We start from the raw sequence: 20,615 nt of genomic DNA, 5'->3' as shown, positions 1-20,615 counted from the left end.
ATCGTGAGTGGCGACGCTGGTTGGGCGGGCAAGCCTTCCCCGACAGGATTTTAGGTTAGGCTACCCACCGGCTCCAACTCCCGATTGCACACCCGTTACGGATCACACGGTGTTCATTCCGCCAGGAACTCGAGGACCACTTTGTTGACGGCTTCCGGCTGCTCGAGGTAACCGTAGTGCCCCACATCGGGGATCTCGTAGTACGACGCCGTCGGGATGGCGTCGGCCACCTCGCGGGAGAGGTACGAGGGAATCATGCGGTCGTCGGCGTACCCCACCGACAGGGCCGGCGTGCTGATGGCCCGGTAGGCGCCGCGACGATCGAAAGCCCGATCCATCCCCAACTGCGCACGCACACCAGCCGACGTCTTGCCTCCACTGAATTCGAACAGGTCGAGCCAGTCGCGAGCGGTGTTGGTATCGACCAGCGACGCCGGTGACAGGTTCATCACCGCAGTGACGGCCGCCCGGTACTTCGGCGGCAGCTCGACGCCCTTGTCGACGAGATCACGCTCCCCCTCGGTGAGCGTCTGCTGAAAATGATCCATGCGGGCATGCCCAGCCAGGAAGACCGCCTTACGGACGAGATCGGGACGTGCCAACGTCAGTTCCTGAGCAACACGCGCCCCCAGCGAGGTTCCTACGACGTGCGCGGGACCGAGTCCGAGGTGCTCGATGAGGCCGGCGGTGTCGGCAACCATCTGATCGATCGTGATTCCGTCGACGCTTTCACCCGACGGGGTGATGCCACGGTTGTCGAATGTGCAGACCGTATAGCCTGCTGCGACCAGCGCGGGGGTCTGATGCAGGTCCCACACTCGCCCCGGGCTACCGGTGCCCATGATGAGCACCACGAGGTCACCAGACCCTTTGACCTGATAATTCAGGGGAATCCCGTTGATCGTGGCGATCGTCATATCTGCCTTCCTTTCGGCGGTCCGCCGACCCATTGAAAATTTGGCCTGCGGCGGTCCGCCGACCTGTCTCGTATTTGGGTAGCCTATGCTCAGCTTGTCGTCGTGTTCCTGCGGCGCCAATCTACAAATCTCTAGGAGAAGTGCGTTGAGAGTCGCCACGCTCGGATACCAAACCTGGGGTCACCGTACTCTGCAGGCGTTGCTGGGTTCGGAACACGAGGTCGTCCTGGCCATCACGCACCCCAAGAGCGACCACGTCTACGAGCAGATGTGGGCCGACTCCGTCGCAGATCTGGCAGCCGAAAACGGCGTACCGGTCCATATTGCCACCAAACCGGACGAAGCATTCAAGTCCGCGCTGAAAGAGGCCGACCCGGACATCATCGTCGCCAACAACTGGCGCACCTGGCTGCCCCGGGACGTGTTCGACTCCCCCAAGTACGGCACCCTCAACATCCACGATTCGCTGCTGCCCAAGTACACGGGTTTCTCGCCGTTGATCTGGGCACTCATCAACGGTGAAGACGAGGTCGGTCTCACCGCGCACCTCATGGACGAGGAACTCGACGCCGGGGACATCGTGTTGCAGCGCTCCACCCCTGTCGGCCCGACCGACACCGTCACCGACCTGTTCCACCGCACGGTCGACATGATCGGCCCCATCGCCATCGACGCACTCGAACTCATCGAGTCCGGACGCACCGATTGGACGCCGCAGGATCGCTCGCAGGCCACCTTCTTCCACAAGCGAGCCGAAGAAGACAGCCGCATCGACTGGACGTGGCCGGCCGACGCGATCGAGCGCCTCGTGCGCGCCCAGTCCGACCCCTACCCCAACGCGTTCACCCACTTCAAGGGTCAGCGCATCCGCGTCCTGAAAGCCTCCGTCTCCGAGGGTAACTTCGGTGGCACCCCCGGCCGCGTGTTCATCCACGAAGGTGACGGCATGGTCATCGTCGCCGGCCCCGACGCCCGCACCGGCCGCAACAAGGGTCTGCGCATAGAACGGGTCCGTCTCGACGACGGCACCGAACTGCCCGGCAAGGAATTCTTCCCTCACGGCGGCGGCTACCTCGGCTAGTCGCGACTGCGCGCGTGCTGGTTGTGCGCGACAGCGGCATGGTTCAACGGCCGCTCCGAGATCGAGAGTGTCAGTTCTGCGGTGGACGCCATCGAGGTTCGGCCGCAGTGCGATGCGGTTGCGGCCGCGATCCCAGGCACCGATCTCGGGGCAGCAGCTGCGAAGGCAGGCGAGTTCGTGGAGGGCGCCTATCTCCGCGTCGCAGATCGGATAAGTCAGATCTCGCAGATCGCTCAGGGCAACGCACGCAACTATGACGTACAGGAGGGCGAGTTCCTGGACCGTCTCACAGCAATGGGGCATGGGACGTGACGCTCACCAAGAGCATGCTCTATGCGTCGAACCCTCATGCCCTCGTCGATGCCGGGAACGCGATACACGGCGGCGACGAGTCGTTCGGGGCCGAGCTCGACGCAATGGTCAACCACGTTCGCTCGTCCGGAAGTTCATGGAGTGGCGCGGCATACGATGCCGCATACGACTGTGTTTCGGCAGAACGTGATGCCGGCTCGAAACTCACGGACGAAGTCGTCGATCTCGCAGACGTGATGCTCGACGCAGGTACCGAGTTGGTTGCGTGGCGTGACGCGTTGATCGGCAAGGTGGGTGGAGCGGAATCCGCAGGTTGCGTCGTGCACGACGACTGGGTGGTCGAACACGAAGACTCGGCTGTCGCGGAGGCGCACCAGGGCGTGATCAACGAGGGGTACCGCAGCTATTGCGACGCCGCAGCGAATGCGGCCGCGCGAATCTCCGCGGTTGCGGACGAAGTACGCGCTTGCGGGAACAGAATCGGCGACCGGGGTACGGATTCGGGTGCCGCCGATCAACCTGTCGGCGGCTCGTCCGATGCCGGGCCAACGGATTTGCTACCAGGTACTCCGGTCCCCGCTACCGATGGGACGGCAACTCAGAATCCATTCGGGACGACCCGAATCGTCCCGGGCCAAACCTTTCCCGCCGGGTTCTCGGATCCGAACATGACCTCTCCGCTCGCGGACAAATTCGGTCAGAGGATCATAATCGACCCGGAAAAGACTCCGGGAGCGATAGGCGCATACTCGGGTAACACCTTGACGCCAAACGCGATGACCGGCATATCGGGAGTGGGCGTACCAGGGTTCAAAGCCGGACAACCTGCACCCAGCGGTGCGACGCCATCCAACGGTGTGGCGACACGGGTACCTGGCTCGATCAACATTGATGCGGTCAAAGGGGCCCAGCTACGGGTCGTAGCTGCCGAGCCCTATGCCATGTCGACGGTGAACTACGGTGGCATACCTGAACTGGCAGTGCACTACCGATACGAATATCAAGTCCAGTACGTCTACACGTTCGTCGGAAACGCTGTTGTGCACCATTCGGATTGGACAGACGTTTCGATAGCCGATGTCCAACAACTAAAGGAACAGGGTGTCCCGGTGCCTCGCCTCAACTAGCAGGACATACGTTGCCGGAAATGGTTGCCGCGCAACTTCAAGGAGATGACCGAAGCAGTGGAACGTAAAACGATACTGTGCGCTCTTACCGTCTTAGCTGCGATGGTTGGCACAGCAAGTGGGTGCGGTACCGAGCACACCAGGGAGGCCAACACAACGGAGTTCGGGGATCTCGTGTTCTCTGCGGAGATCTTTCCTGAGGGCACCCGGTTCGGGGAATGGAGCGATCCGCGCCAGTTCTACGCGGACCTCGAAGAGAGCCTCGAAGCTTCGGACTTTGCACCCACAGTATGCAAGGGACCGCGAATCGAGGCCGCACACCGATCCGCCGAGATTGCATCGGAAATGCGGCGCGCTGTTACACCAGCAGGAAACCGCTATGCCGTTGCCGTGCTCGATGGAACGATTCCCCGAGAATTGTTGGTGGACGCAGTGAGTGGCGTCTGTGCTGATGCCACCGCGACCAACTTCAACGGTGAGCTTGCGATCAATACGACACACCAGATGACCACGACGCTTGACCTCCCGATTGACGGGTTCGCCTACGAGCAGGTCAACGAGACGAACACAGAACTCCCTGGTGACACCTCACCATCGACCTCTGTGGGTCAGCGCGAGGGATTCGCCTGGGTCGGAGCTGGGATGGTTCGCGTCAATCAAACCGTGCCCGAACTTGACGCGGAAAATCGCGCGGAGTTCATTTCGATCCTCGAAAGTGCCGTGGAACAGGCCCAATCATGAGGGCGGCCGCGGTGACGCTCATCGGTGCGGGGTTTGTGCTTGCAGCAGTGGTGAGCTGCGGCGACCACAAGACCGTGGACGTCTCCACGACGATCGGGCACTCCTTGGAGGAGGCCTACGCGATACTGGGGTATCCGGGCGAACTCCCCGTTGACCGGTATGTTCTCTTGCTTTCTCCACTGGAGGACGTACCGGGGAAGACGGAACCGACCAACACCCGGGCCGACCCAGCGACTCTCGTCGTGCTGGCGACATGCATCATCGACTCTTCCGAGCCGTACATCACCTCACCTCCAGATCCCAACGGCCCATCTGCGATCGCACTCGGCGTCGCGCCTGTCGAGCTGGCAACCCCCGCCGTACGGGAACGGGCGAAGCGCGGCGAGTTCCAGGAGGACCTGGCCGGAGGCAAAAACTGCCGTGAGGACGGCAGCATGACGGCTACCTACAGCTGACACTGGCAGCGTTGATCAAGTCCGGTCGGCGACCTCGGCCGCGCGGGCAGTCAAAGCTTCGGCGACAGCACTGAATCCGGCGAGCGGTCAGGTACTCGACGATTTCCTTGCGGATCGAGCACAGCTCAGAACATCAGCGGCTGCCCAATGCAGTCTCACTGACGGCGACTCCCGACCACGCTGCCCACAGCTGGGCGTATCGGCCACCGCTGGTGACCAATTCGTCGTGCGTCCCCCGTTCGAGAACTCGTCCGTGCTCGAGCACCACGACCCGGTCGGCCGACGCCGCCTGCGTGAGTCGGTGCGCGACCACCAGCGTGGTGCGTCCTCGGGTGGCCGCTTCTGCCGACGCCTCCAGATCGCGGGCACCGGCGCTGCCCGCCTCCGCGGTCGCCTCGTCCAGTACCGCCACGGCGGGATCGGCGAGGACCAACCGCGCCAGAGCCAACTGCTGGGCCTGAGCCGCAGTCAGGTCGTGTCCACCTTCACCGACGACGGTGTTCACGCCCTCGTCCATGGCTTCGACCCAGTCGAGGGCGCCGACACAGGTCAATGCGGCCGTGATGTCCTCGTCCGTGCAGTGCGGCGCGGCCAGGCGGAGGTCGTCCACGAGAGGACCGGCGAACACGTGGACTTCCTGACTCACGATGGCAACGTGACGGCGTAGGTCACCCAACTCCCTCAGGGGGACGCCGCCGATACGCACCACACCAGAGGTGGGTTCTATCGACCCGGCAGCAATCGCGGCGACCGTCGTCTTTCCCGCACCCGTCGAACCCACCAGCGCCACCCGTTCACCGGCGGCGATGTGCAGGTTCACCCCGTGGACGACTTCGTGCTCCCCGTCGTAGGTGTGTCGCAAACCGATCAATTCCACCTCCGCGCCCAGCGTGCGAGCGGTGCCACCCTGTGGGGACTCGTCGGCGATGCCGATGACGCCGACCAACCGTGCCAGGCTGGCACCGGCCGACTGCACTTCGTCGAACGTGTACATGAGCATGCCGATGGGGTTGAACAGCCGGTGGAACAGCAGGGCCGCAGCGGTCGTCTCCCCCACCGTCACGATGTCGTTCTTCACGAGGAAGAATCCGACCACCAGAATCGCCGTCAACCCGACGAATTCGGCCCGGTTCCCCCGGCCAGCGAATCTCGTGAACAGACTGAACACCCCCACTGCCAGGTCCCGCGCTTTGCCGGAAGCCTGGTCAATCCGAGTCAGATGCTCGGTCTCGAGCCCGTAGGCACGTACGGTGCGCGCACCCTGCATACTGCTGATGAGAGCCTGCGAACGCTCCCCCATCGCCACCCGTTCGGCCGCGTAGATCGGCGCGGAGCGGGGCAGGTACCACCGCAATGCCAACACGTACATCGGCAGCGCCGCCATTCCCGCCAGACCCAGACGCCAGTCGATTCCGAGCATGGTGGCGATACTCAGCACCACCAGCAGCGCGGCCGCCACCAGGTTGGGAACAACGTCGGACACGGCCTTGCCGATCACCGAGACGTCGTCCCCCACACGGGACAGGAGATCTCCCTTGCCCACCCGTTCGACAGTGACGATAGGCAGCCGCAGTGCTCGGTCGACCGTGCGTTCGCGGATCTGCGCCAGCATCGCCTCACCGAGACGCCGAATCAGATACGCCGAAAATCCCGTACACAGGCCGCCTACCACGGCGGCTGCGGCGATGACGACCAGCATCCACACGACACTCGACGGCTGCGCTCCCGCGCGCACCCGGTCCACGAAAATGCCGAAAACGTAGACCGGCACCAACGCGAGCGCCGCCGCAACAGCAGAGACGACCAGCGTCGTGGCAGTGGCGAGGCGGCGTTTCCACAACTCGCCCCTCAACCAGGCCCAAGTAGCGCCGGCATCGGCGACAGGCAGGATTTCACTCATCGCAGGACGGCCTTCCGGTAGTTGTCGTCCGATTCGACGAGGCGAGCGTGCGCGCCCTCCGCGACGGCGATCCCGTCGTCGATCACCACGACTCGGTCGGTCACCGACAGCAGCGCGGGACTGCTCGTGACGAGGACCGTGGTGTGTGCCGCCGCCGTGGCGCCGCGGTGCCTGATGTCGGCGATCCCGTCGGCGATGGTCTGCTCGGTCACCGCGTCTACCGCGGTGGTCGGATCGTGCAACACCAGGACCGGCGAACTCGCCACCAACGCCCGGGCCAGGGCAACACGCTGCCGCTGCCCACCGGACAGCGACGCTCCCCGGTCGGTCACCTCGTGATCGAGACCGGCAGGATGAGCGTCCACGACATCACTGGCGGCGGACGCTTCGAGGACGGTCTCGACCTGCTCGTCGAGGGCCAGACGGTTCGCCGTAGTCACGTTTTCCCGGATCGACCCCGCGAAGAGGTCGGCGTTGTGCGGTTCGACCAGCAGAGCGCGCCGAGCCCGAACGAGACCGGTGTGCTCGAGGCGGGTGCCGCCCAGCAGGACGTCACCGGAGTACGTGTCCGGCGGAACCTGACCCGAGAGAACAGCGACCAGCGCCTCGGCATCCTGGGGCCGGTATGCGAGCACGCCGAGTAGTTCCCCTGGCGCCGCGAAAAGATCGAGTCCCTGCAGTGAACGGTGGTGCACACCGTGCAGTGTCACTTCGTTGCTCGCGGGCTCGGCCCCGGTCCCCGCGGGAAGCAATGGCTGCGCATCCAGGACGAGTGCGAGCCGGTCGGCCGAACCGCGGCAGATCGCAATGACACCCGGCACGCGCGCCAACGCGCCGAGCGGCTCGATGAAGAACTGAGACAACCCGACGACCGTGATCAACTCACCGACGGTGATCCGCCCCTCGAGGGCGAACCAACCGCCGAGTCCGGCGACGGCCACCGAGAGCAGAGCGCTGACCGTTGCCGCGACACCCGTGTAGACGCCGGTACTTTTCGCGGTGCGCAGGGTCGCAGCCAATGCCTGCCCGCTGGCGTCGCGATACCGTGCAGAGGCAGCCGATTCGGCGCCGATTCCGCGCAGCGGCCGAAGCCCACTCACGAGGTCGGTGGCCATCGCCGATACACGCGCGATCGCCGACTGCTGATCTGTTGCCCGCCGGGTGATCAGCGGCGCCGACAACTGCAACAACCCCAGGATCACCGGGGTGCCGATCAGTACCGCAAGCCCGAGTTGGACGTCGATGATCAGCAGCGCGATCGCCGATGCGACCGCGGCGGTCAGTGCTGCCGCACCGCGCGCGACCACGTCACACAACCACGACGCCTGGTCGGCATCCGACGTCGAGACGGTGAGCAATTCGCCCGACCGAAGGTCCGTCCGCACGCCCCGTGGATCGAGAATGCGGCGGGCGACCGCGACCCGCAACGCGTGCGCCTCGGATTGCATCGCCCGAACCGTGAAGCGCGCCCCCATACGCCAGGCCGAGGTAAGAACCACGAACAGCAGCCCCAGAGCGGCAACGGACACCAACAGTGCCGAAGTGTCTCCCGTCACCACTGCTCGATCGATGATCACACCGATCGAGATCGGTACCATCGTCTCGGCAAGCTGATGCAGGCTCACCAGCGCAGTACCCATCAGGAGGCTTCGACGATTTCGCACCACCACACGGCGCAGAATCGCCGCTCCATCACGCTGCACGAGCACTCCAAGCCGTTCGACGAGAAAACCAAGCACACCCTAACCCAGCCGTGACTGGCATCGAACCGCTCGATTCTCATAGAGTCGCCCATACGAATCACTTGCCCTGGTTTCATCGACCGTGGGGCAGCAGTACCTCGAGAGGAATGCATGGCCACCAAGACGACCGCAGACAACGACATCGCGGACGAAGAACTCGAACCCGTCGCCGACGAAACCGCACACCAAGCGCAGCGCGTCGTCGCTGCCTATGCTTCGGACGCCGACGAGTGCCGGATGTTGCTTTCGATGCTCGGAATCGGCCCCGCGAATAAGATCGACTGATAGTTCTCGTTCACTCGACTCTAAGGAAGCATGTGGCCGTCAGTCCGGAAACGTCAGCTGGCTCCGAGCCGGCGCCATCAGCGTCGCAAGATGCAGTATCCGGACAGGCGACATTCGTTGTCGTCGCCAACCGGCTTCCCGTCGACCTCGAACGACTCCCCGACGGAACCACGCGCTGGAAGCGCAGCCCCGGCGGCCTGGTCACTGCCCTCGAGCCGATCCTGCGCAGTAACCAGGGCGGCGCGTGGGTCGGCTGGGCCGGCGTCGCGGACGCAGAACTCGACCCGATCGTCGAGGACGGCCTCGAGCTCTACCCGGTAACCCTCAGCGCCGACGACATCGCCCAGTACTACGAGGGTTTCTCCAACGCCACGCTGTGGCCGCTCTATCACGATGTCATCGTCAAACCCGAGTACCACCGCGAGTGGTGGAACTCCTACGTCGACGTCAACAGACGTTTCGCCGAGGCGACGTCGAAGGCTGCCGCACAGGGCGCCACCGTGTGGATCCAGGACTACCAGTTGCAGTTGGTCCCGAAGATGCTGCGGATGCTGCGGCCGGACCTGACGATCGGCTTCTTCCTCCACATTCCGTTCCCGCCGGTCGAACTGTTCATGCAGTTGCCCTGGCGTACCGAAATCGTGGAAGGCCTCCTCGGTGCCGACCTCATCGGTTTCCACCTCCAAGGCGGCGCGCAGAACTTCCTGTACCTGTCACGACGACTGGCCGGTCAGCCGACCTCCCGCGCCACCGTGGGAGTTCGCTCGAAGCTCGGCGTCGTCCAGGTGGGCTTCCGGAATGTCCGCGTGGGCGCGTTCCCGATCTCGATCGACTCCGGAAAGCTGGACGAGCAGGCCAGGACCCGAGTGATCCGGGACCGGGCGAAACAGATCCGGAAGGAACTCGGGAACCCCGAACGCATCATTCTGGGGGTCGACCGCCTCGACTACACCAAAGGCATCGATGTCCGCCTCGAGGCCCTTCACGAGTTGCTCGACGAGGGCAGAGTCGATCCGAAGACCACGGTGATGGTGCAGTTGGCGACACCGAGCCGTGAACGGGTCGAGAGCTATGTTCAGATGCGCGGTGACATCGAGCGCAAGGTCTCACGCATCAACGGTGAGTACGGCGAAGTCGGCCGCCCCGTCGTTCACTACATTCACCGCCCCATCCCCCGGGACGAACTGATCGCGTTCTTCGTCGCCGCCGACCTCATGCTGGTCACGCCGTTTCGCGATGGCATGAATCTGGTGGCCAAGGAGTACGTGGCTTGCCGCAGTGACCTCGGAGGAGCACTGCTGCTGAGCGAGTTCACCGGCGCTGCGTCCGAGCTACGGCAAGCCTATCTGTGCAACCCACACGACCTCGACGGCGTCAAGGACGCGATGGAGATGGCCCTGGAACAGCCGCGCGAGGACGGTCGCCGCCGCATGCGTGCCCTACGCAGACAGGTACTCGCGCACGACGTCGACCGATGGGCCCGCTCGTTCCTCGATTCCCTCGCTCAGGACGGCGCCGCCGGGCGTGCCCTGGTCACGCCCGGCGAGGCGAACGAGAGGAGCTGACCGGGGTTCCGGTCAGCTACCGAGCTGACCGGACGACACCAGGAAGGCGATCAGATCACGAATCGTCTCCTCGGCAGGGCGCGGGGCGTAGCCCAGTTCGCTACGCGCCTTCGAGCCGTCGACTGCCGGTGCCGCCAGAATCGCCGACATCGCGGATTTCGACAAGACGTCGGAGCCGAGTTTTGCACCGATCGGCTCCAGGATCGGAATGATTGTCTGCAGGAGCCCCAACGGAATGCTGAACAGTGGTCCTTGACGACCCGCCGCACCGGCGGCCAGCCGCATGGCCTTCGTGAGCTCGAGCATGTGCCCGGACAGGAGATAGTTCTCGCCCGTGCGGCCCTTTTCCGCCGCGGCCATCAGACCCGCTGCGACGTCACGTACATCGACGAAATCGAATCCGCCGCCCACGAACACCGGCATCCGGCCGCGTGCTGCAGTGCGCAGCAGACCGTTCACCCGGGACAGACCGTAGTCGGCGGGACCGTAAACACCTGTGGGGTTACAGATCACGGCATCGAGGCCGGCGTCGATCACCTCGCGGAGTTCGATTTCGCCCTGCCACTTCGAGCGGTCGTACACCGGCAGTCCGGGATCGAGGGAGCGCGCTGACGTCTCGGACAGGATTCCGTTGCAGTTCTCCTGATCGAACGAGTGGATGGAACTGCAGTGCACCATCTTCCGGACGCCCACGGCGAGTGCCGCTTCGGCGACCGTGCGGACGCCCTTGGTGTTGACATTCCACGCCAACTCGTCCTTTTGAGCGAGAGTGATCATCGCAACGAGGTGGTAGACGACCTCGGCACCGGAAAGAGCCTTCTCCATGGACGCACGATCGAGAACGTCTCCGTCGACCCACGTGACACCGTCCTGTCGAGCGTGGACCGAGCGTGTGCGGTCGATCGCAATCACTTCGTTGCCCTGATCGACCAAACGGTTCACGAGATTGGTTCCGACGAAGCCGGCGGCACCGGTGACTGCAACCTTCATTGACGACTCCCTGCACTAGGTATTGGCCTGGACGGTCCGCACTGTGCACCTCACGCCGGCCTGACACCTTCGAGAGTACTAGAACATGTTTCAACTAGGAAGGCTTTAGTTACAATTCACCAACATCTGTACACCCCGAATCTCACGCCCCCGGGAGCCGAGATCGAACACGGCCACACCGGATTCCTTGCCGGTCCCGACGGACACTGTAATCGTCCTACCAGCACAGATCAGCTTTTCCCAGCGAATTCCTTCGGCACGCGCCACGAACTCAGCTGCGCCTATCGCGGTGCCGTTCCACTCCAGAACAGTCCCGTCTGCAAGCACCGCCTCGAGATTCGCAGTTTCCCCACCAGCCACAGAAGAAAGAAAACGTGTTGCAGATTTCTTGCCGCGGCGGGGGGTCCGCACGAACCCGCGGCAGAACCCCAGCACACCACGCACCCCCAGATTCGACACGAGTTGAGGAGTCAGTTTCGCGGAGGCGAGAAGGCCCTTGCCGCCGGCAAGCATCAACTGGACGACCATCGACGGCAGTTCCCAATGCGCGTACAAGCGGGCGATCTTCAATGTTCCGTCCGCGTCGCTTGCGACGTACCGCAGATGCATCGGAATGCGGAGGGTCGCGCCGGTGGACATCACTGTGGTCACGTGCAGATCCCGCACCACCGTCATGCCACTCACGACATCGCGGTCCACCGCGAAGGTGATGGTGTTGGGGCCGATGAACGTGTCGTAGAAACGTCCTATTGCGGGGATGCCCACGTGCGGAGCAGATCCCACGGGGTCGTTCACTTCCGCATCATGTGCGAAAAGATTCAGCCAGGCAGCACGGTCGTGCACGGCGACCGCCTTGGGCGATCCCTCCACGAGGTCGATCAGAGCAGATTCGGCAACCACGTCTACACCGGTTTCAGACTGCTGACCAACCAATTGCCGTCGACCTTCTTCAGGTCGACAATGACCCGACTACCCGCAGTCTGCGCCTCGGGCACCTCCGCACTGGTGGTGACCTGGTTCAGATACAGGAGCACGGACGCGCTGTCGGGCTGCGCCGAGATCACCCCGCCGGCCTGCACCGTCACCTGAACAGTGAGCTGCTTTTCCTCCGCTCCTGGCACGATCACGTCCTGGATCAACTTCTTGTAATCGTCACGGAAGGATCCGGTCAGCCCGTCAGCGGCCTTGGACAACTTGTCGCCGGCAGTATCGAACTTGTAGGCCAGCATCTCGATAGCCTGCTCGCTCGCGGCGCCGACCACCTCTTCCCGCGCCTGCTCGATCTGCCGATCTTCGCGGTATTCGAGGCCCTGCCACACGACCAGCCCCACCAGCACGAGCACCAGGACACCGGCAATCGAAGCCAGAATCTTCCGCCCGCGGCTCATGCCCCCAGTCGAAGGGTTCGACTCCTGGTTTTGCTTATTCTCTTCGGTCACGGGACGAACTCCACATTCGATGCCTTCAAGCTTCCGTCCTGGTCCACGATCGTCACCCGCATGCGGAAAGCACGATCCGAGGGTTCGGGCTGCGCGGAACTGCTCACGGTGGTCTTCGCCGCTACGAGAATCTGTGCCAGCTCGTCGGATTGCTTCTCGACGGCGGCGGAAACGATCTCGCCGTCGGTGCGCACCTGGCCTTCCTGAATGACACTGATGAACGGGTCCCTACGAGCCTCGAAGTCCGCACGGAACGGACCCGTCGATCCCTCGATGATCCGGTCGACGTCGTTCTGCGCCGACTCCGGGTGAATCGTGGTCAGGTTCAATACGGACTGTTTCGCGGCATCGACGTACGCCTGCCGTTCGTCGTTGTATGCCTCGGCCTGATACCGCATGACGGCCAAGAACACCGCCGCGGCAATCAAACCGGCAACGAGCAGTCCCGCGACAACCACCGCCGCGACCGACTTCTTGGAGCGGCCGCGCAGAAACGAGCGTTTACGCGCCTTCGCCGTTTTGTCGGCGCGCTGACCTTTGCCGGCCTTCTTGCCTTTTTCGGTCTTGCCCGGCTGTCCGGCCTTGTCAGGCTTGTCTGACGCAGCGGCGCCACTCGGCTTGTCGGAAGTGGACTCCGGCGTAGTTGCTATTGCCGCAGGGCTCGCCGGCGTCGGCACAGTCAGATCCGATGGACGCTCCGAAGAAGCCCCTGCGGGTGAACCGGCCCGACGGACCGCCCTTCTGCGCTGCCGCGGTGCCGACGCAGCAGGTGACGTCGATTCCTTATCGACACCGTCTTTCTGTGCGTCGGCCGAGTTCTGCGCATCGGTAGATGTGGGAGTCAGCCCTGCTGAGCTGTCATCATCGTCTGCCACGTCGGGTCCTTTCTGGGCACACCGGACTTCAGGTCGGCTTGGTCGTAGGCCTTCCCGTCCGGCGCTATGAAGCTACCTGTGCTCGGGTCGTACGGCACCGCCGTCGCCGGCACGTCTGAGGAGCCTTCGTAGGAACTGGGAACTGTCGTGTCCGAGGGTACAGACGCCGGGGCGAGTGGGACCGGCGTGTACGAAGGGACGTCGGGCGGATTGATCGGACCGTAGGGTGGATTGTTCCCCTCGGGCGCATAACCTTCACGGCACGCTTGCGGAGTCGGCGCCCGTCGGCCGGGGAACTCCATGCACGGCAGGTTACGTGCACCACGGACAACGCTCGGATCGTCGTGCGCGGTCTTGCAGAACAGATCGCTGGGCGTGGCGATCGGCGCGACCTCGGCCCCCGAACGGCGCTCCTCCGGTGGGAGGAATCCGGTCAGGCACGGCGGTGGATCGTGCAGCGCCAACGCGAAGTCCACGATGGCACCCTCGTCCAGCGGACCGCCCGTCGCCGCCGTGGTGAGCGCTGCCGTCAGCGGCGGATACAGAACCAGGATCTGTTCGATCCCGGCATGGTAGATGGAGGTGACCTGACCGGTACTCACGAGATTGGCCAGCAGGAGCGGCAGTGTGGGGCGAAGATCCTGGAAGAGTGCATTCGCCTCCTGTGCCGCACCCGGCCCCTTCTGCAGGATGGACCGGAGCTGAGGATCGCTTTCCCTGAGCTGATCGGTGAACGTCACCAGATCCTTCGTCCATGAACGAATCGCATCACTGCTGACGGTCTGTGTGTCGAGCAGGGGCCCGACCTGGTCGATCAGAGTCTTGGTGGCATCGACATTCTTGTCGGCCTCCTGAACGAACAGGCGGGCAGAATCGATCAGTCTCTGCAGATCCGGTCCTGCGCCGTTGAACGCGAGGAACGCCTCGTCGATCACCGTTCGCAGCCTGGTGTCCTCGATACTCGCCAGCAGTTCGTCGGCTTGGTCGAGCATCTCACCGACGTCCTGCGGAATGGCCGTCCGGTCCTCGGGTATCACGTCACCGTCCGCGAGGACCTCGCCACCGGACGAGCGCGGAATGAGATCGACGTATTGCTCGCCCACCGCCGAAACACTCTTGACGACCGCATCGAGATCGGACGAGATCGAGTAATCACTGTCGATGGACATTTTCGCTTCGACCCCACTGGGAGTAAGCGTGACGGCCTTGACCTTGCCGATATTGGTACCCCGGTAGGCGACGTTCGCGTTCTCGTAGAGACCGCCGGTGGACGATAGTTGCGCCGTGACCTCGTACCGTCCGACTCCGAGCATCGCCGGAACCTTGATGTACTGCAATGACATCACCACGAGCCCGATGACCGTCAGTATCGAGAAGATGATCAGTTGGGCGCGAACGAATTTCGTGAGTCTCATGGTGTCGGTGCCCCTCCCAGTCCCGGAATACCGGGAATCGACGGCAGATCCGGAAGCGGCGGCAGACCCGGAAGCAGTGGCGCCGGAGCCGGCGGCGTGGGTGCCGGCGGCGTGGGTGCCGGCGGACTCTGCAGCGGGTTCCCGGTATCGCCGGCCGTTCCCGCAAACGATCCGACCGCACCCTGAACACCGCCCAGAGTGCCACCCAGTGCCGTGCCGATGAGGAAGTTGTTGTCGATACGATCTGGAGTCATGTCGATATTCATCATCAAATTGGCGTAGTCGCCCTTGATGGCGTTGTCCATCGTCTTCATCGGGAAGGGGTAGGTGAGGGCGATCCACAACACCTCGGTCAGCGCGTTCCCCGAATCGGCGAGCTCACGGAGCACAGGCGCCAGATTCCGAAGGTTCGCCTTCAGATCTTCACCGCTCTGATCGATCACCCGGGTTGCGGTATCACTGAGATTTCCCAGCGAGACGAGGGCATTCGTCAGGTTCTGGCGTTGCCCCACCAACACCTCCAAGGCCGGCGGAATGCTGTCGAGCGCCTCGGTGAGGACATCCCGTTGAGCATTCACCGTGACGGCAAGCCGGTCGATTCCTTCCATCGCATTCACGATGTCGTGGCGCTGCTCGTCGAGACTCGTCACCAACTCGTCGAGCCTGGGCAGCAGATTCCGAATCGACCCCTCCCTTCCTTCGAGAGCGTCGTTGAGTTCGCGCGTGATGTCCTGAATCTGCGCGATGCCGCCGCCGTTCAACACCACCGACAAAGATGACAGGGTCTGCTCGGTCGTCGGGTATGCACCGGCGCGCTCGAGCGGAATCGTGTCTCCGTCCGCAAGCACACCTTCAGGACTGGTGTCCGCGGGCGGTGCAAGCTCGAGGTGTTGAGAGCCGAGGAGGCTGGTTTGCCCGATCTTGGCTGTGGCATTGGCGGGCAGCTCCACGTCGGGGTTGATCGACACCGTGACCAGCGCATGCCAGTTCTCGACGTCGATATCGGTGACCGTGCCCACGGTGACGTCGTTGACACGCACCGGTGAATTCTCCGACAGCGTCGTCACATTGGGCATCTCGATTTTCACGGTGTAGGCATCTTCGCCCTGGCCCTGAGTACCGGGCAACGGCAGAGAGTTGAGGCCCTCCCACTCGCATCCGCTCAGTGTCATGGTCAACGCGGTCGCCACCGCGACTGCGGCTGCGCCCCTACGAACGCGATCATGCCGTGTCGTCATCGTCCACCTCCGGGCTGCAGCAATCCGGCCAACCCATCGGGTATACCGACGATCGGAGCCAGCTCGAGCGGAGCCACCTCAGGCATGTTGGAGGTGCGCTCGGGCACCTGTCCCTCCAAGCTCGGTGGGCTGTACTGGATCTGATCGGGGAACGCGTTGAGCCCCGTAGCAGGATTCGTCAGGATCGGAAGATAGTTGTTGGTCAATGAATTGAGGACCGGACCCAGGTACTGAGCGCACAGGTCCGCGCTGCGCTGGGATTCGTTGGCTTCGAGACTCTCGATAGCACCGCACATGAATTGCACCGGGTTTCCGAAGTTGGGGAATGCCACGGACCCGACCAAGGATCCTTGCGCGGGCTTGTAGATGTTGTTGAAGTTCGACAATGCCGTGGGCGCTACGTGCATAACCCTTTCGATTTCGGGGCGCTTCTCGACCAGAACCTGGGTGGCGTCCGCGAGCCGACCGACCTGCTCCGTGAGCGCGGCCCGGTTTTCGGTCACGAACCGATGAACGTCTCCGAGTGCGACATCCAAGTCCGACAACGCCCGTCCCAATTCGTCGGAGCTGTCGGCCAACACCGACGACACCGAGGCGAGACGACCCTCGAATTGGACGATCTGCTGATTGCTCGACGACAGCGCCGACACGAACGTCTGCAGGTTACGGATTGTTCCGAACAGGTCCGTGCGTCCGTCCGACAGAGTGCGCATGGTGTCCGAGAGCTCCCGCAACGTATCGCGGATACTCTGGCCGTTGCCATCGAGGTTGTCCGCAGCCACGTCGATAAAGTTGCCCAGTGAGCCCTGCGGGTCGGCACCCTTGGGGCCCAATGCCTCGGACAGCTTGTTCAGCTCGCTCTTGATCTCGTCCCATTCGACGGGGATTGCCGTTCGTTCGATGGGGATCTGTCCACCATCTCCCAGCTTGTCGCCGCCCTCGTACACGGGCGTGAGCTGAATGAACCGGCCGGATACCAGACTCGGCGCGACGATCACAGCCTTCGCGTCGGCGGGAATCGCCATCGACGAGTCCACGTACATGGTGACCTTCGTGAATTCGTCGCCGGGATCGATCGTGGAGATCTCTCCGACCGGCACTCCGAGCACCCGCACGTCGTCACCCTCGTACAAACCGGTGGTGGCCGGAAAGTACGCGACGATCTTGTTCTTGCCCAGCCCTGGCAGAAAATACACCGCTGCCGCACCCACGATCACGACGATCAACACGGCGATCCCGAGCGGGACGAGCCACTTCTTACGCGTTATCACGCTGGTCCCTGTCATCGGTTCGGATCCTTAAACTCCACGGACGGTGGTGGGTTGAGAAACTCCTGCAAGTCCTCGGGCACATGTTCCGGCCACGTCACCGCGTCGGAAAGAGTTTGGAGGTACTTGCTGACACCGATGTTCGGCAGATACGCCATGAAGAAGGGCCCACTGCCGACCGCCTCGCCCAACGACGTCGCGTAGGGAGCCAGCCCGTCCAACGCCTCGGCTAGGTTGTCCTTGTTCTTCTGAAGTATGCCCACCACATGGTTCAACTGGTCGAGCGTCGGCTTCATCTGCTCCTGGTTGTCCTGAACCAACCCAGTCAACTCGCGTGACACCGCGGACACGTTCACGATCAACTGGCTGATGGCTCGGCTGCGCCGCTCGAGCTCACCGAACAGCTTGTTGCCGTCCACTATCAACGAATTGATCTGCCCGCTGCGCTCCGCCAGAATCCCGGTCACGCTTTCGGCGCGCTCCAACAGTTCCCGCAGGCTCTCGTCCCGCGAGTTGATGCTCTGCGACAAGCGGGTCATCCCCTCGAGCGCGGTCCGCAGTTCCGGGGGCGTGTTTTCCAACGCGCCGGCCATCGCATTGAACGCCTCGTTCAACTGATCCGTATCCAGCTCGGACACGGTGGTGGTCAGATCACCCAACGCCTCGTTGAGCGAGTACGGAGAATTGGTGCGCTCCAACGGAATGGTGCTGCCGACATCCATGGTCTCGTACCCCAGCGGATCGACCTGCAAGGCCTTCTTGCCCAGCACCGTCTCGGTCTTGATGTTCGCCTCGGTTGCGTCGCCGACCACGATTCCGTCCTCGATCGAGAACGTGACGAGAACATGGTTTCCCTCGAGTTCGATCTCGGACACCGTGCCGACCTCGACACCAGCCATCATGACGTTGTCACCCACGGCCAGCCCGCCGGCATCGGCGAACTCTGCGTGGTAGGTGGTCCCGCCGGAAATGAACTGAAGCTGGTCGTATTGCAGGGTCGCGATGACGATCATGGCCGAAATCGCGACTCCGATGATGCCGATCTGTACGGGATTGCGTTCTGCTTTCATTCTGGCGCACACCTTCCCGTTTCCTGGTTACCTGGCAGGTTGATCACCATTTCCTGCCCGTCGGGCGCTGCGAACTTGAAGGAGGTGCTGCAGACGTACATCTGGAAGAAGCTTCCGTAGGATCCGACGCGAATCAGCTTCCGGTACGCCTCCGGCAACCGCTCCAAGACCGCGTTGATGTCGTCCTCACCCATGTTGAGCTGTGTCGCGACACGGTTGGCCTCCGCGATGGTGCTCTGCAGCGGTGGCCGAGCTCCCTGCAACAGCTGTGCGAGATCACCGGTGGCGGTGGCCATCTTGGGAATCGCCGCGCCGATGGGACCACTGTCCTGCGCGAGCCCACTGATCAACTGCTGCAGCTGATCCAGGGTCGATCGGAACTGATCACCTCGGTCGTTGATCGTGCCGAGCACATCGTTGAGGTTGTTGATCACGTCGCCGATCAACTGGTCCCGGTCCGCCAGAGTGTTCGTGAAAGAGCTTGTGCTGCCGAGCAACGAGACCAGAGTGCCTCCCTGTCCTTGGAAGACCTGAACTAGCGCCTCGGACAGCTTGTTCACCTGCGCCGGGTTCAGCGACTTGAGCAACGGTTTGAACGAGCCGAGCAGCAGGTCAAGATCGAGTGCAGGCGAGGTGTTCTCGACCGGAAGCGAACCTCCATCCTGCAACGGCGTGATGGAACCGGCTCCGTCGAACAGCTCCAGATATCGGTCGCCGACGAGATTCTGGTAGCGGACCGTGGCCTTCGTTCCCTCGTAAAGGGTGTGTTTGGTATCGACGGTGAAATCGACGGCAGCAAGGTTGTCGTCGTTGATCTCCACGCTCTCGACCGCACCGACCGGGACGCCCGCAATCCGCACCTTGTCGCCGGGTGCCAGACCGGACACGCTGGTGAACGTTGCGTGATAGTCGTTGGACGACGCAAACCGGTACTGACTGAAGACCAATGCGAGCCCAGCGAAGATCATTGCCATCACCGTGGCGAAGATCAGAAGTTTGATCGACACACTTCTCATCGGCTATTCCCCCTGCTCCGGGTAGACGCCGGCAAAGAGGAGCTGGAAGATCTTGGGCACTTGCAGTTCCGTCTTGGTCGATGGCACGAACGGCACGTTGGCCTGATCGGTGACAACGAAGTCGGCGTGCACGTTGGGGTCTGGATTCGGTAGGCCATGGCAACCTGGACCACCAGTAGCATTCACCTTCGGCAGATCCTCCGGATACGTGTACGGCTCCATGCCGTACATGAAGCTGGCGTTCAACGCGATGCCTTCTTGCATACCACCGAAGATCGCCTCACCAATGGGGCGAACCTTGTTCAACCCCTGGATGAAGCAGGTGAACATCGGCGAGTATTCGGCGAGCAGGCCCGTCGTGGGTTCGAGCAGATCGAGCGCGGTTACCAGGTTCGCCTCGTTCTCGGTCACCACGCTGTTGGCGTTGTTCGCGAGGCCGATCACGTTGAGCAGCACATTGTTCAGGTTCTCCTGCTCGTCGACGACGGTTCCACCGATCGCAGTGGCATTGTCGACGGTCCGCAACAGGTCCGGAGCTGTGTCCGCGTACAGGTTGGTGACCTGTGCCGCCTTGGCGAGATCGGTTTGCAACTGTTCGAGGCTGGGATTCATCTTGCCCAGGTACTGCTCGCCCTGTTCGAGAAGCTGGCCCAGTTCCTCGCCACGGCCACGCAATGCTGAAGAAACGGCACCGAGAGTGGCGTTGAGCTTCTCTGGCTGAATCTGCGCGAGGACATTGGACAGGTGCTCGAACAGCGTATTGAACTCCACCGTGACACTGTTCGACCCGATGGTTGCGCCGGCCGTGAGGTGCTGGGCCGACGGATTCTCCGGCATCAGAAAGCTGACGTACTTTGCACCGAACACCGTCTTCGACTTGATCTCGACGGGTGAGTTCGCGGGAATCAACGACATCATGTCGGGCTTCATCTCGAGATTCAGCACCGCACCCGACTCGCTGTGTTCGATGGAGCCGACTTTGCCCACGTCGACGCCGAGAAGTTTCACGTCGGCGTCGGGTTCCATCACGAGTCCGGCCCGATCAGCCGTCACGGTGACGGGGACGGACTTGGTGAATCCGCCCGAGAACATGATCAGTGATACCGCGACCAGCGCAACGAGACTGCCCACGAGGACGAGTGCGGCCAGCTTTTTCTTCCAACTCGAATCGGTCATCTC

20 protein-coding genes are annotated in these 20,615 nt (G+C 63.0%); 7 read left to right on the top strand and 13 right to left on the bottom strand.

Translation table 11 applies throughout. The annotated features are described in order from the left end of the window. Positions 1-113: 113 nt before the first annotated feature. Complete coding sequence (locus ACZI8Q_RS11840) at positions 114-917, bottom strand: alpha/beta fold hydrolase (protein ID WP_463373720.1); 804 nt, start codon at positions 915-917, stop codon at positions 114-116. A gap of 145 nt (positions 918-1,062) precedes the next feature. Between ACZI8Q_RS11840 and ACZI8Q_RS11835 the strand changes: the two genes are divergently transcribed. The 5 genes from ACZI8Q_RS11835 to ACZI8Q_RS11815 all read left to right on the top strand — a co-directional run bounded on the left by ACZI8Q_RS11835 (position 1,063) and on the right by ACZI8Q_RS11815 (position 4,633). Then, entirely contained in the window at positions 1,063-1,998 is a 936-nt protein-coding gene (locus ACZI8Q_RS11835) for a methionyl-tRNA formyltransferase (RefSeq protein WP_463373719.1), read from the top strand. Between the two features lie 81 nt (positions 1,999-2,079). Continuing rightward, positions 2,080-2,310 (top strand): hypothetical protein, encoded by a 231-nt coding sequence (locus ACZI8Q_RS11830; protein WP_463373718.1) that lies wholly within the window; start codon positions 2,080-2,082, stop codon positions 2,308-2,310. Further along, positions 2,307-3,437, top strand: a complete 1,131-nt coding sequence (locus ACZI8Q_RS11825; protein WP_463373717.1) for a hypothetical protein — start codon at positions 2,307-2,309, stop codon at positions 3,435-3,437. The genes ACZI8Q_RS11830 and ACZI8Q_RS11825 overlap by 4 nt, the downstream gene beginning before the upstream one ends. A 24-nt stretch (positions 3,438-3,461) precedes the next feature. Continuing rightward, positions 3,462-4,178 (top strand): hypothetical protein, encoded by a 717-nt coding sequence (locus ACZI8Q_RS11820; RefSeq protein WP_463373716.1) that lies wholly within the window; start codon positions 3,462-3,464, stop codon positions 4,176-4,178. Continuing rightward, complete coding sequence (locus ACZI8Q_RS11815; protein ID WP_463373715.1) at positions 4,175-4,633, top strand: hypothetical protein; 459 nt, start codon at positions 4,175-4,177, stop codon at positions 4,631-4,633. Before ACZI8Q_RS11820 ends, ACZI8Q_RS11815 begins: the two co-directional genes overlap by 4 nt. Positions 4,634-4,766: 133 nt before the next feature. On the opposite strand, the gene ACZI8Q_RS11810 is transcribed toward ACZI8Q_RS11815, so the two are convergent. Together ACZI8Q_RS11810 and ACZI8Q_RS11805 are read right to left on the bottom strand one after the other, a co-directional pair. After that, positions 4,767-6,533, bottom strand: coding sequence for an ABC transporter ATP-binding protein (locus ACZI8Q_RS11810; RefSeq protein ID WP_463373714.1), 1,767 nt, complete (start codon positions 6,531-6,533; stop codon positions 4,767-4,769). Then, on the bottom strand, positions 6,530-8,236 hold the full coding sequence (locus ACZI8Q_RS11805) for an ABC transporter ATP-binding protein (RefSeq protein ID WP_463373713.1): 1,707 nt from the start codon (positions 8,234-8,236) through the stop codon (positions 6,530-6,532). The genes ACZI8Q_RS11810 and ACZI8Q_RS11805 overlap by 4 nt, the downstream gene beginning before the upstream one ends. A gap of 150 nt (positions 8,237-8,386) precedes the next feature. Between ACZI8Q_RS11805 and ACZI8Q_RS11800 the strand changes: the two genes are divergently transcribed. Both ACZI8Q_RS11800 and ACZI8Q_RS11795 read left to right on the top strand, forming a co-directional pair. Then, on the top strand, positions 8,387-8,560 hold the full coding sequence (locus ACZI8Q_RS11800) for a hypothetical protein (protein ID WP_463373712.1): 174 nt from the start codon (positions 8,387-8,389) through the stop codon (positions 8,558-8,560). A 32-nt stretch (positions 8,561-8,592) separates the two neighbouring features. Then, complete coding sequence (locus tag ACZI8Q_RS11795; protein ID WP_463373711.1) at positions 8,593-10,125, top strand: alpha,alpha-trehalose-phosphate synthase (UDP-forming); 1,533 nt, start codon at positions 8,593-8,595, stop codon at positions 10,123-10,125. Positions 10,126-10,137: 12 nt separating this feature from the next. On the opposite strand, the gene ACZI8Q_RS11790 is transcribed toward ACZI8Q_RS11795, so the two are convergent. The 10 genes from ACZI8Q_RS11790 to ACZI8Q_RS11745 form a co-directional block, all read right to left on the bottom strand. Further along, complete coding sequence (locus ACZI8Q_RS11790; RefSeq protein WP_463373710.1) at positions 10,138-11,115, bottom strand: NAD-dependent epimerase/dehydratase family protein; 978 nt, start codon at positions 11,113-11,115, stop codon at positions 10,138-10,140. 105 nt (positions 11,116-11,220) lie between these two features. Further along, positions 11,221-12,015 carry a nuclear transport factor 2 family protein gene (locus ACZI8Q_RS11785; RefSeq protein WP_463373709.1) on the bottom strand — a complete coding sequence of 265 codons (795 nt, stop codon included), beginning with the start codon at positions 12,013-12,015 and terminating at the stop codon, positions 11,221-11,223. A gap of 2 nt (positions 12,016-12,017) precedes the next feature. Beyond that, the gene (locus ACZI8Q_RS11780) at positions 12,018-12,503 is read right to left on the bottom strand and encodes a h domain protein (RefSeq protein WP_463373708.1); all 486 of its coding nucleotides are present in this window, start codon (positions 12,501-12,503) and stop codon (positions 12,018-12,020) included. Positions 12,504-12,550: 47 nt separating this feature from the next. Continuing rightward, positions 12,551-13,429, bottom strand: coding sequence for a hypothetical protein (locus tag ACZI8Q_RS11775; RefSeq protein ID WP_463373707.1), 879 nt, complete (start codon positions 13,427-13,429; stop codon positions 12,551-12,553). Then, positions 13,396-14,844 (bottom strand): MCE family protein, encoded by a 1,449-nt coding sequence (locus ACZI8Q_RS11770; protein WP_463373706.1) that lies wholly within the window; start codon positions 14,842-14,844, stop codon positions 13,396-13,398. The genes ACZI8Q_RS11775 and ACZI8Q_RS11770 overlap by 34 nt, the downstream gene beginning before the upstream one ends. Beyond that, the gene (locus ACZI8Q_RS11765) at positions 14,841-16,082 is read right to left on the bottom strand and encodes an MCE family protein (RefSeq protein WP_463373705.1); all 1,242 of its coding nucleotides are present in this window, start codon (positions 16,080-16,082) and stop codon (positions 14,841-14,843) included. The genes ACZI8Q_RS11770 and ACZI8Q_RS11765 overlap by 4 nt, the downstream gene beginning before the upstream one ends. Continuing rightward, a complete protein-coding gene (locus ACZI8Q_RS11760) occupies positions 16,079-17,368 on the bottom strand; it encodes an MCE family protein (RefSeq protein ID WP_463373704.1) in 1,290 nt (429 codons plus the stop codon). Before ACZI8Q_RS11760 ends, ACZI8Q_RS11765 begins: the two co-directional genes overlap by 4 nt. After that, a complete protein-coding gene (locus tag ACZI8Q_RS11755; protein WP_463373703.1) occupies positions 17,365-18,420 on the bottom strand; it encodes an MCE family protein in 1,056 nt (351 codons plus the stop codon). Before ACZI8Q_RS11755 ends, ACZI8Q_RS11760 begins: the two co-directional genes overlap by 4 nt. Then, positions 18,417-19,436 (bottom strand): MCE family protein, encoded by a 1,020-nt coding sequence (locus tag ACZI8Q_RS11750; RefSeq protein WP_463373702.1) that lies wholly within the window; start codon positions 19,434-19,436, stop codon positions 18,417-18,419. Before ACZI8Q_RS11750 ends, ACZI8Q_RS11755 begins: the two co-directional genes overlap by 4 nt. A gap of 3 nt (positions 19,437-19,439) precedes the next feature. Beyond that, the gene (locus tag ACZI8Q_RS11745; RefSeq protein WP_463373701.1) at positions 19,440-20,612 is read right to left on the bottom strand and encodes an MCE family protein; all 1,173 of its coding nucleotides are present in this window, start codon (positions 20,610-20,612) and stop codon (positions 19,440-19,442) included. Between the last annotated feature and the right edge of the window lie 3 nt (positions 20,613-20,615).

The sequence above is a fragment of the Rhodococcus quanlei genome, assembly GCF_055231015.1.
This window is presented reverse-complemented; position numbering and strand designations above follow the sequence as displayed.

Bases quoted from the DNA above. Each gene is read 5' to 3' on its own strand.
- ACZI8Q_RS11840 (WP_463373720.1), bottom strand. From the start codon at position 917: ATGACGATCGCCACGATCAACGGGATTCCCCTGAATTATCAGGTCAAA.
- ACZI8Q_RS11815 (WP_463373715.1), top strand. From the start codon at position 4,175: ATGAGGGCGGCCGCGGTGACGCTCATCGGTGCGGGGTTTGTGCTTGCA.
- ACZI8Q_RS11810 (WP_463373714.1), bottom strand. From the start codon at position 6,533: ATGAGTGAAATCCTGCCTGTCGCCGATGCCGGCGCTACTTGGGCCTGG.
- ACZI8Q_RS11800 (WP_463373712.1), top strand. From the start codon at position 8,387: ATGGCCACCAAGACGACCGCAGACAACGACATCGCGGACGAAGAACTC.
- ACZI8Q_RS11790 (WP_463373710.1), bottom strand. From the start codon at position 11,115: ATGAAGGTTGCAGTCACCGGTGCCGCCGGCTTCGTCGGAACCAATCTC.
- ACZI8Q_RS11780 (WP_463373708.1), bottom strand. From the start codon at position 12,503: ATGAGCCGCGGGCGGAAGATTCTGGCTTCGATTGCCGGTGTCCTGGTG.
- ACZI8Q_RS11770 (WP_463373706.1), bottom strand. From the start codon at position 14,844: ATGAGACTCACGAAATTCGTTCGCGCCCAACTGATCATCTTCTCGATA.
- ACZI8Q_RS11765 (WP_463373705.1), bottom strand. From the start codon at position 16,082: ATGACGACACGGCATGATCGCGTTCGTAGGGGCGCAGCCGCAGTCGCG.
- ACZI8Q_RS11760 (WP_463373704.1), bottom strand. From the start codon at position 17,368: ATGACAGGGACCAGCGTGATAACGCGTAAGAAGTGGCTCGTCCCGCTC.
- ACZI8Q_RS11755 (WP_463373703.1), bottom strand. From the start codon at position 18,420: ATGAAAGCAGAACGCAATCCCGTACAGATCGGCATCATCGGAGTCGCG.
- ACZI8Q_RS11750 (WP_463373702.1), bottom strand. From the start codon at position 19,436: ATGAGAAGTGTGTCGATCAAACTTCTGATCTTCGCCACGGTGATGGCA.
- ACZI8Q_RS11745 (WP_463373701.1), bottom strand. From the start codon at position 20,612: ATGACCGATTCGAGTTGGAAGAAAAAGCTGGCCGCACTCGTCCTCGTG.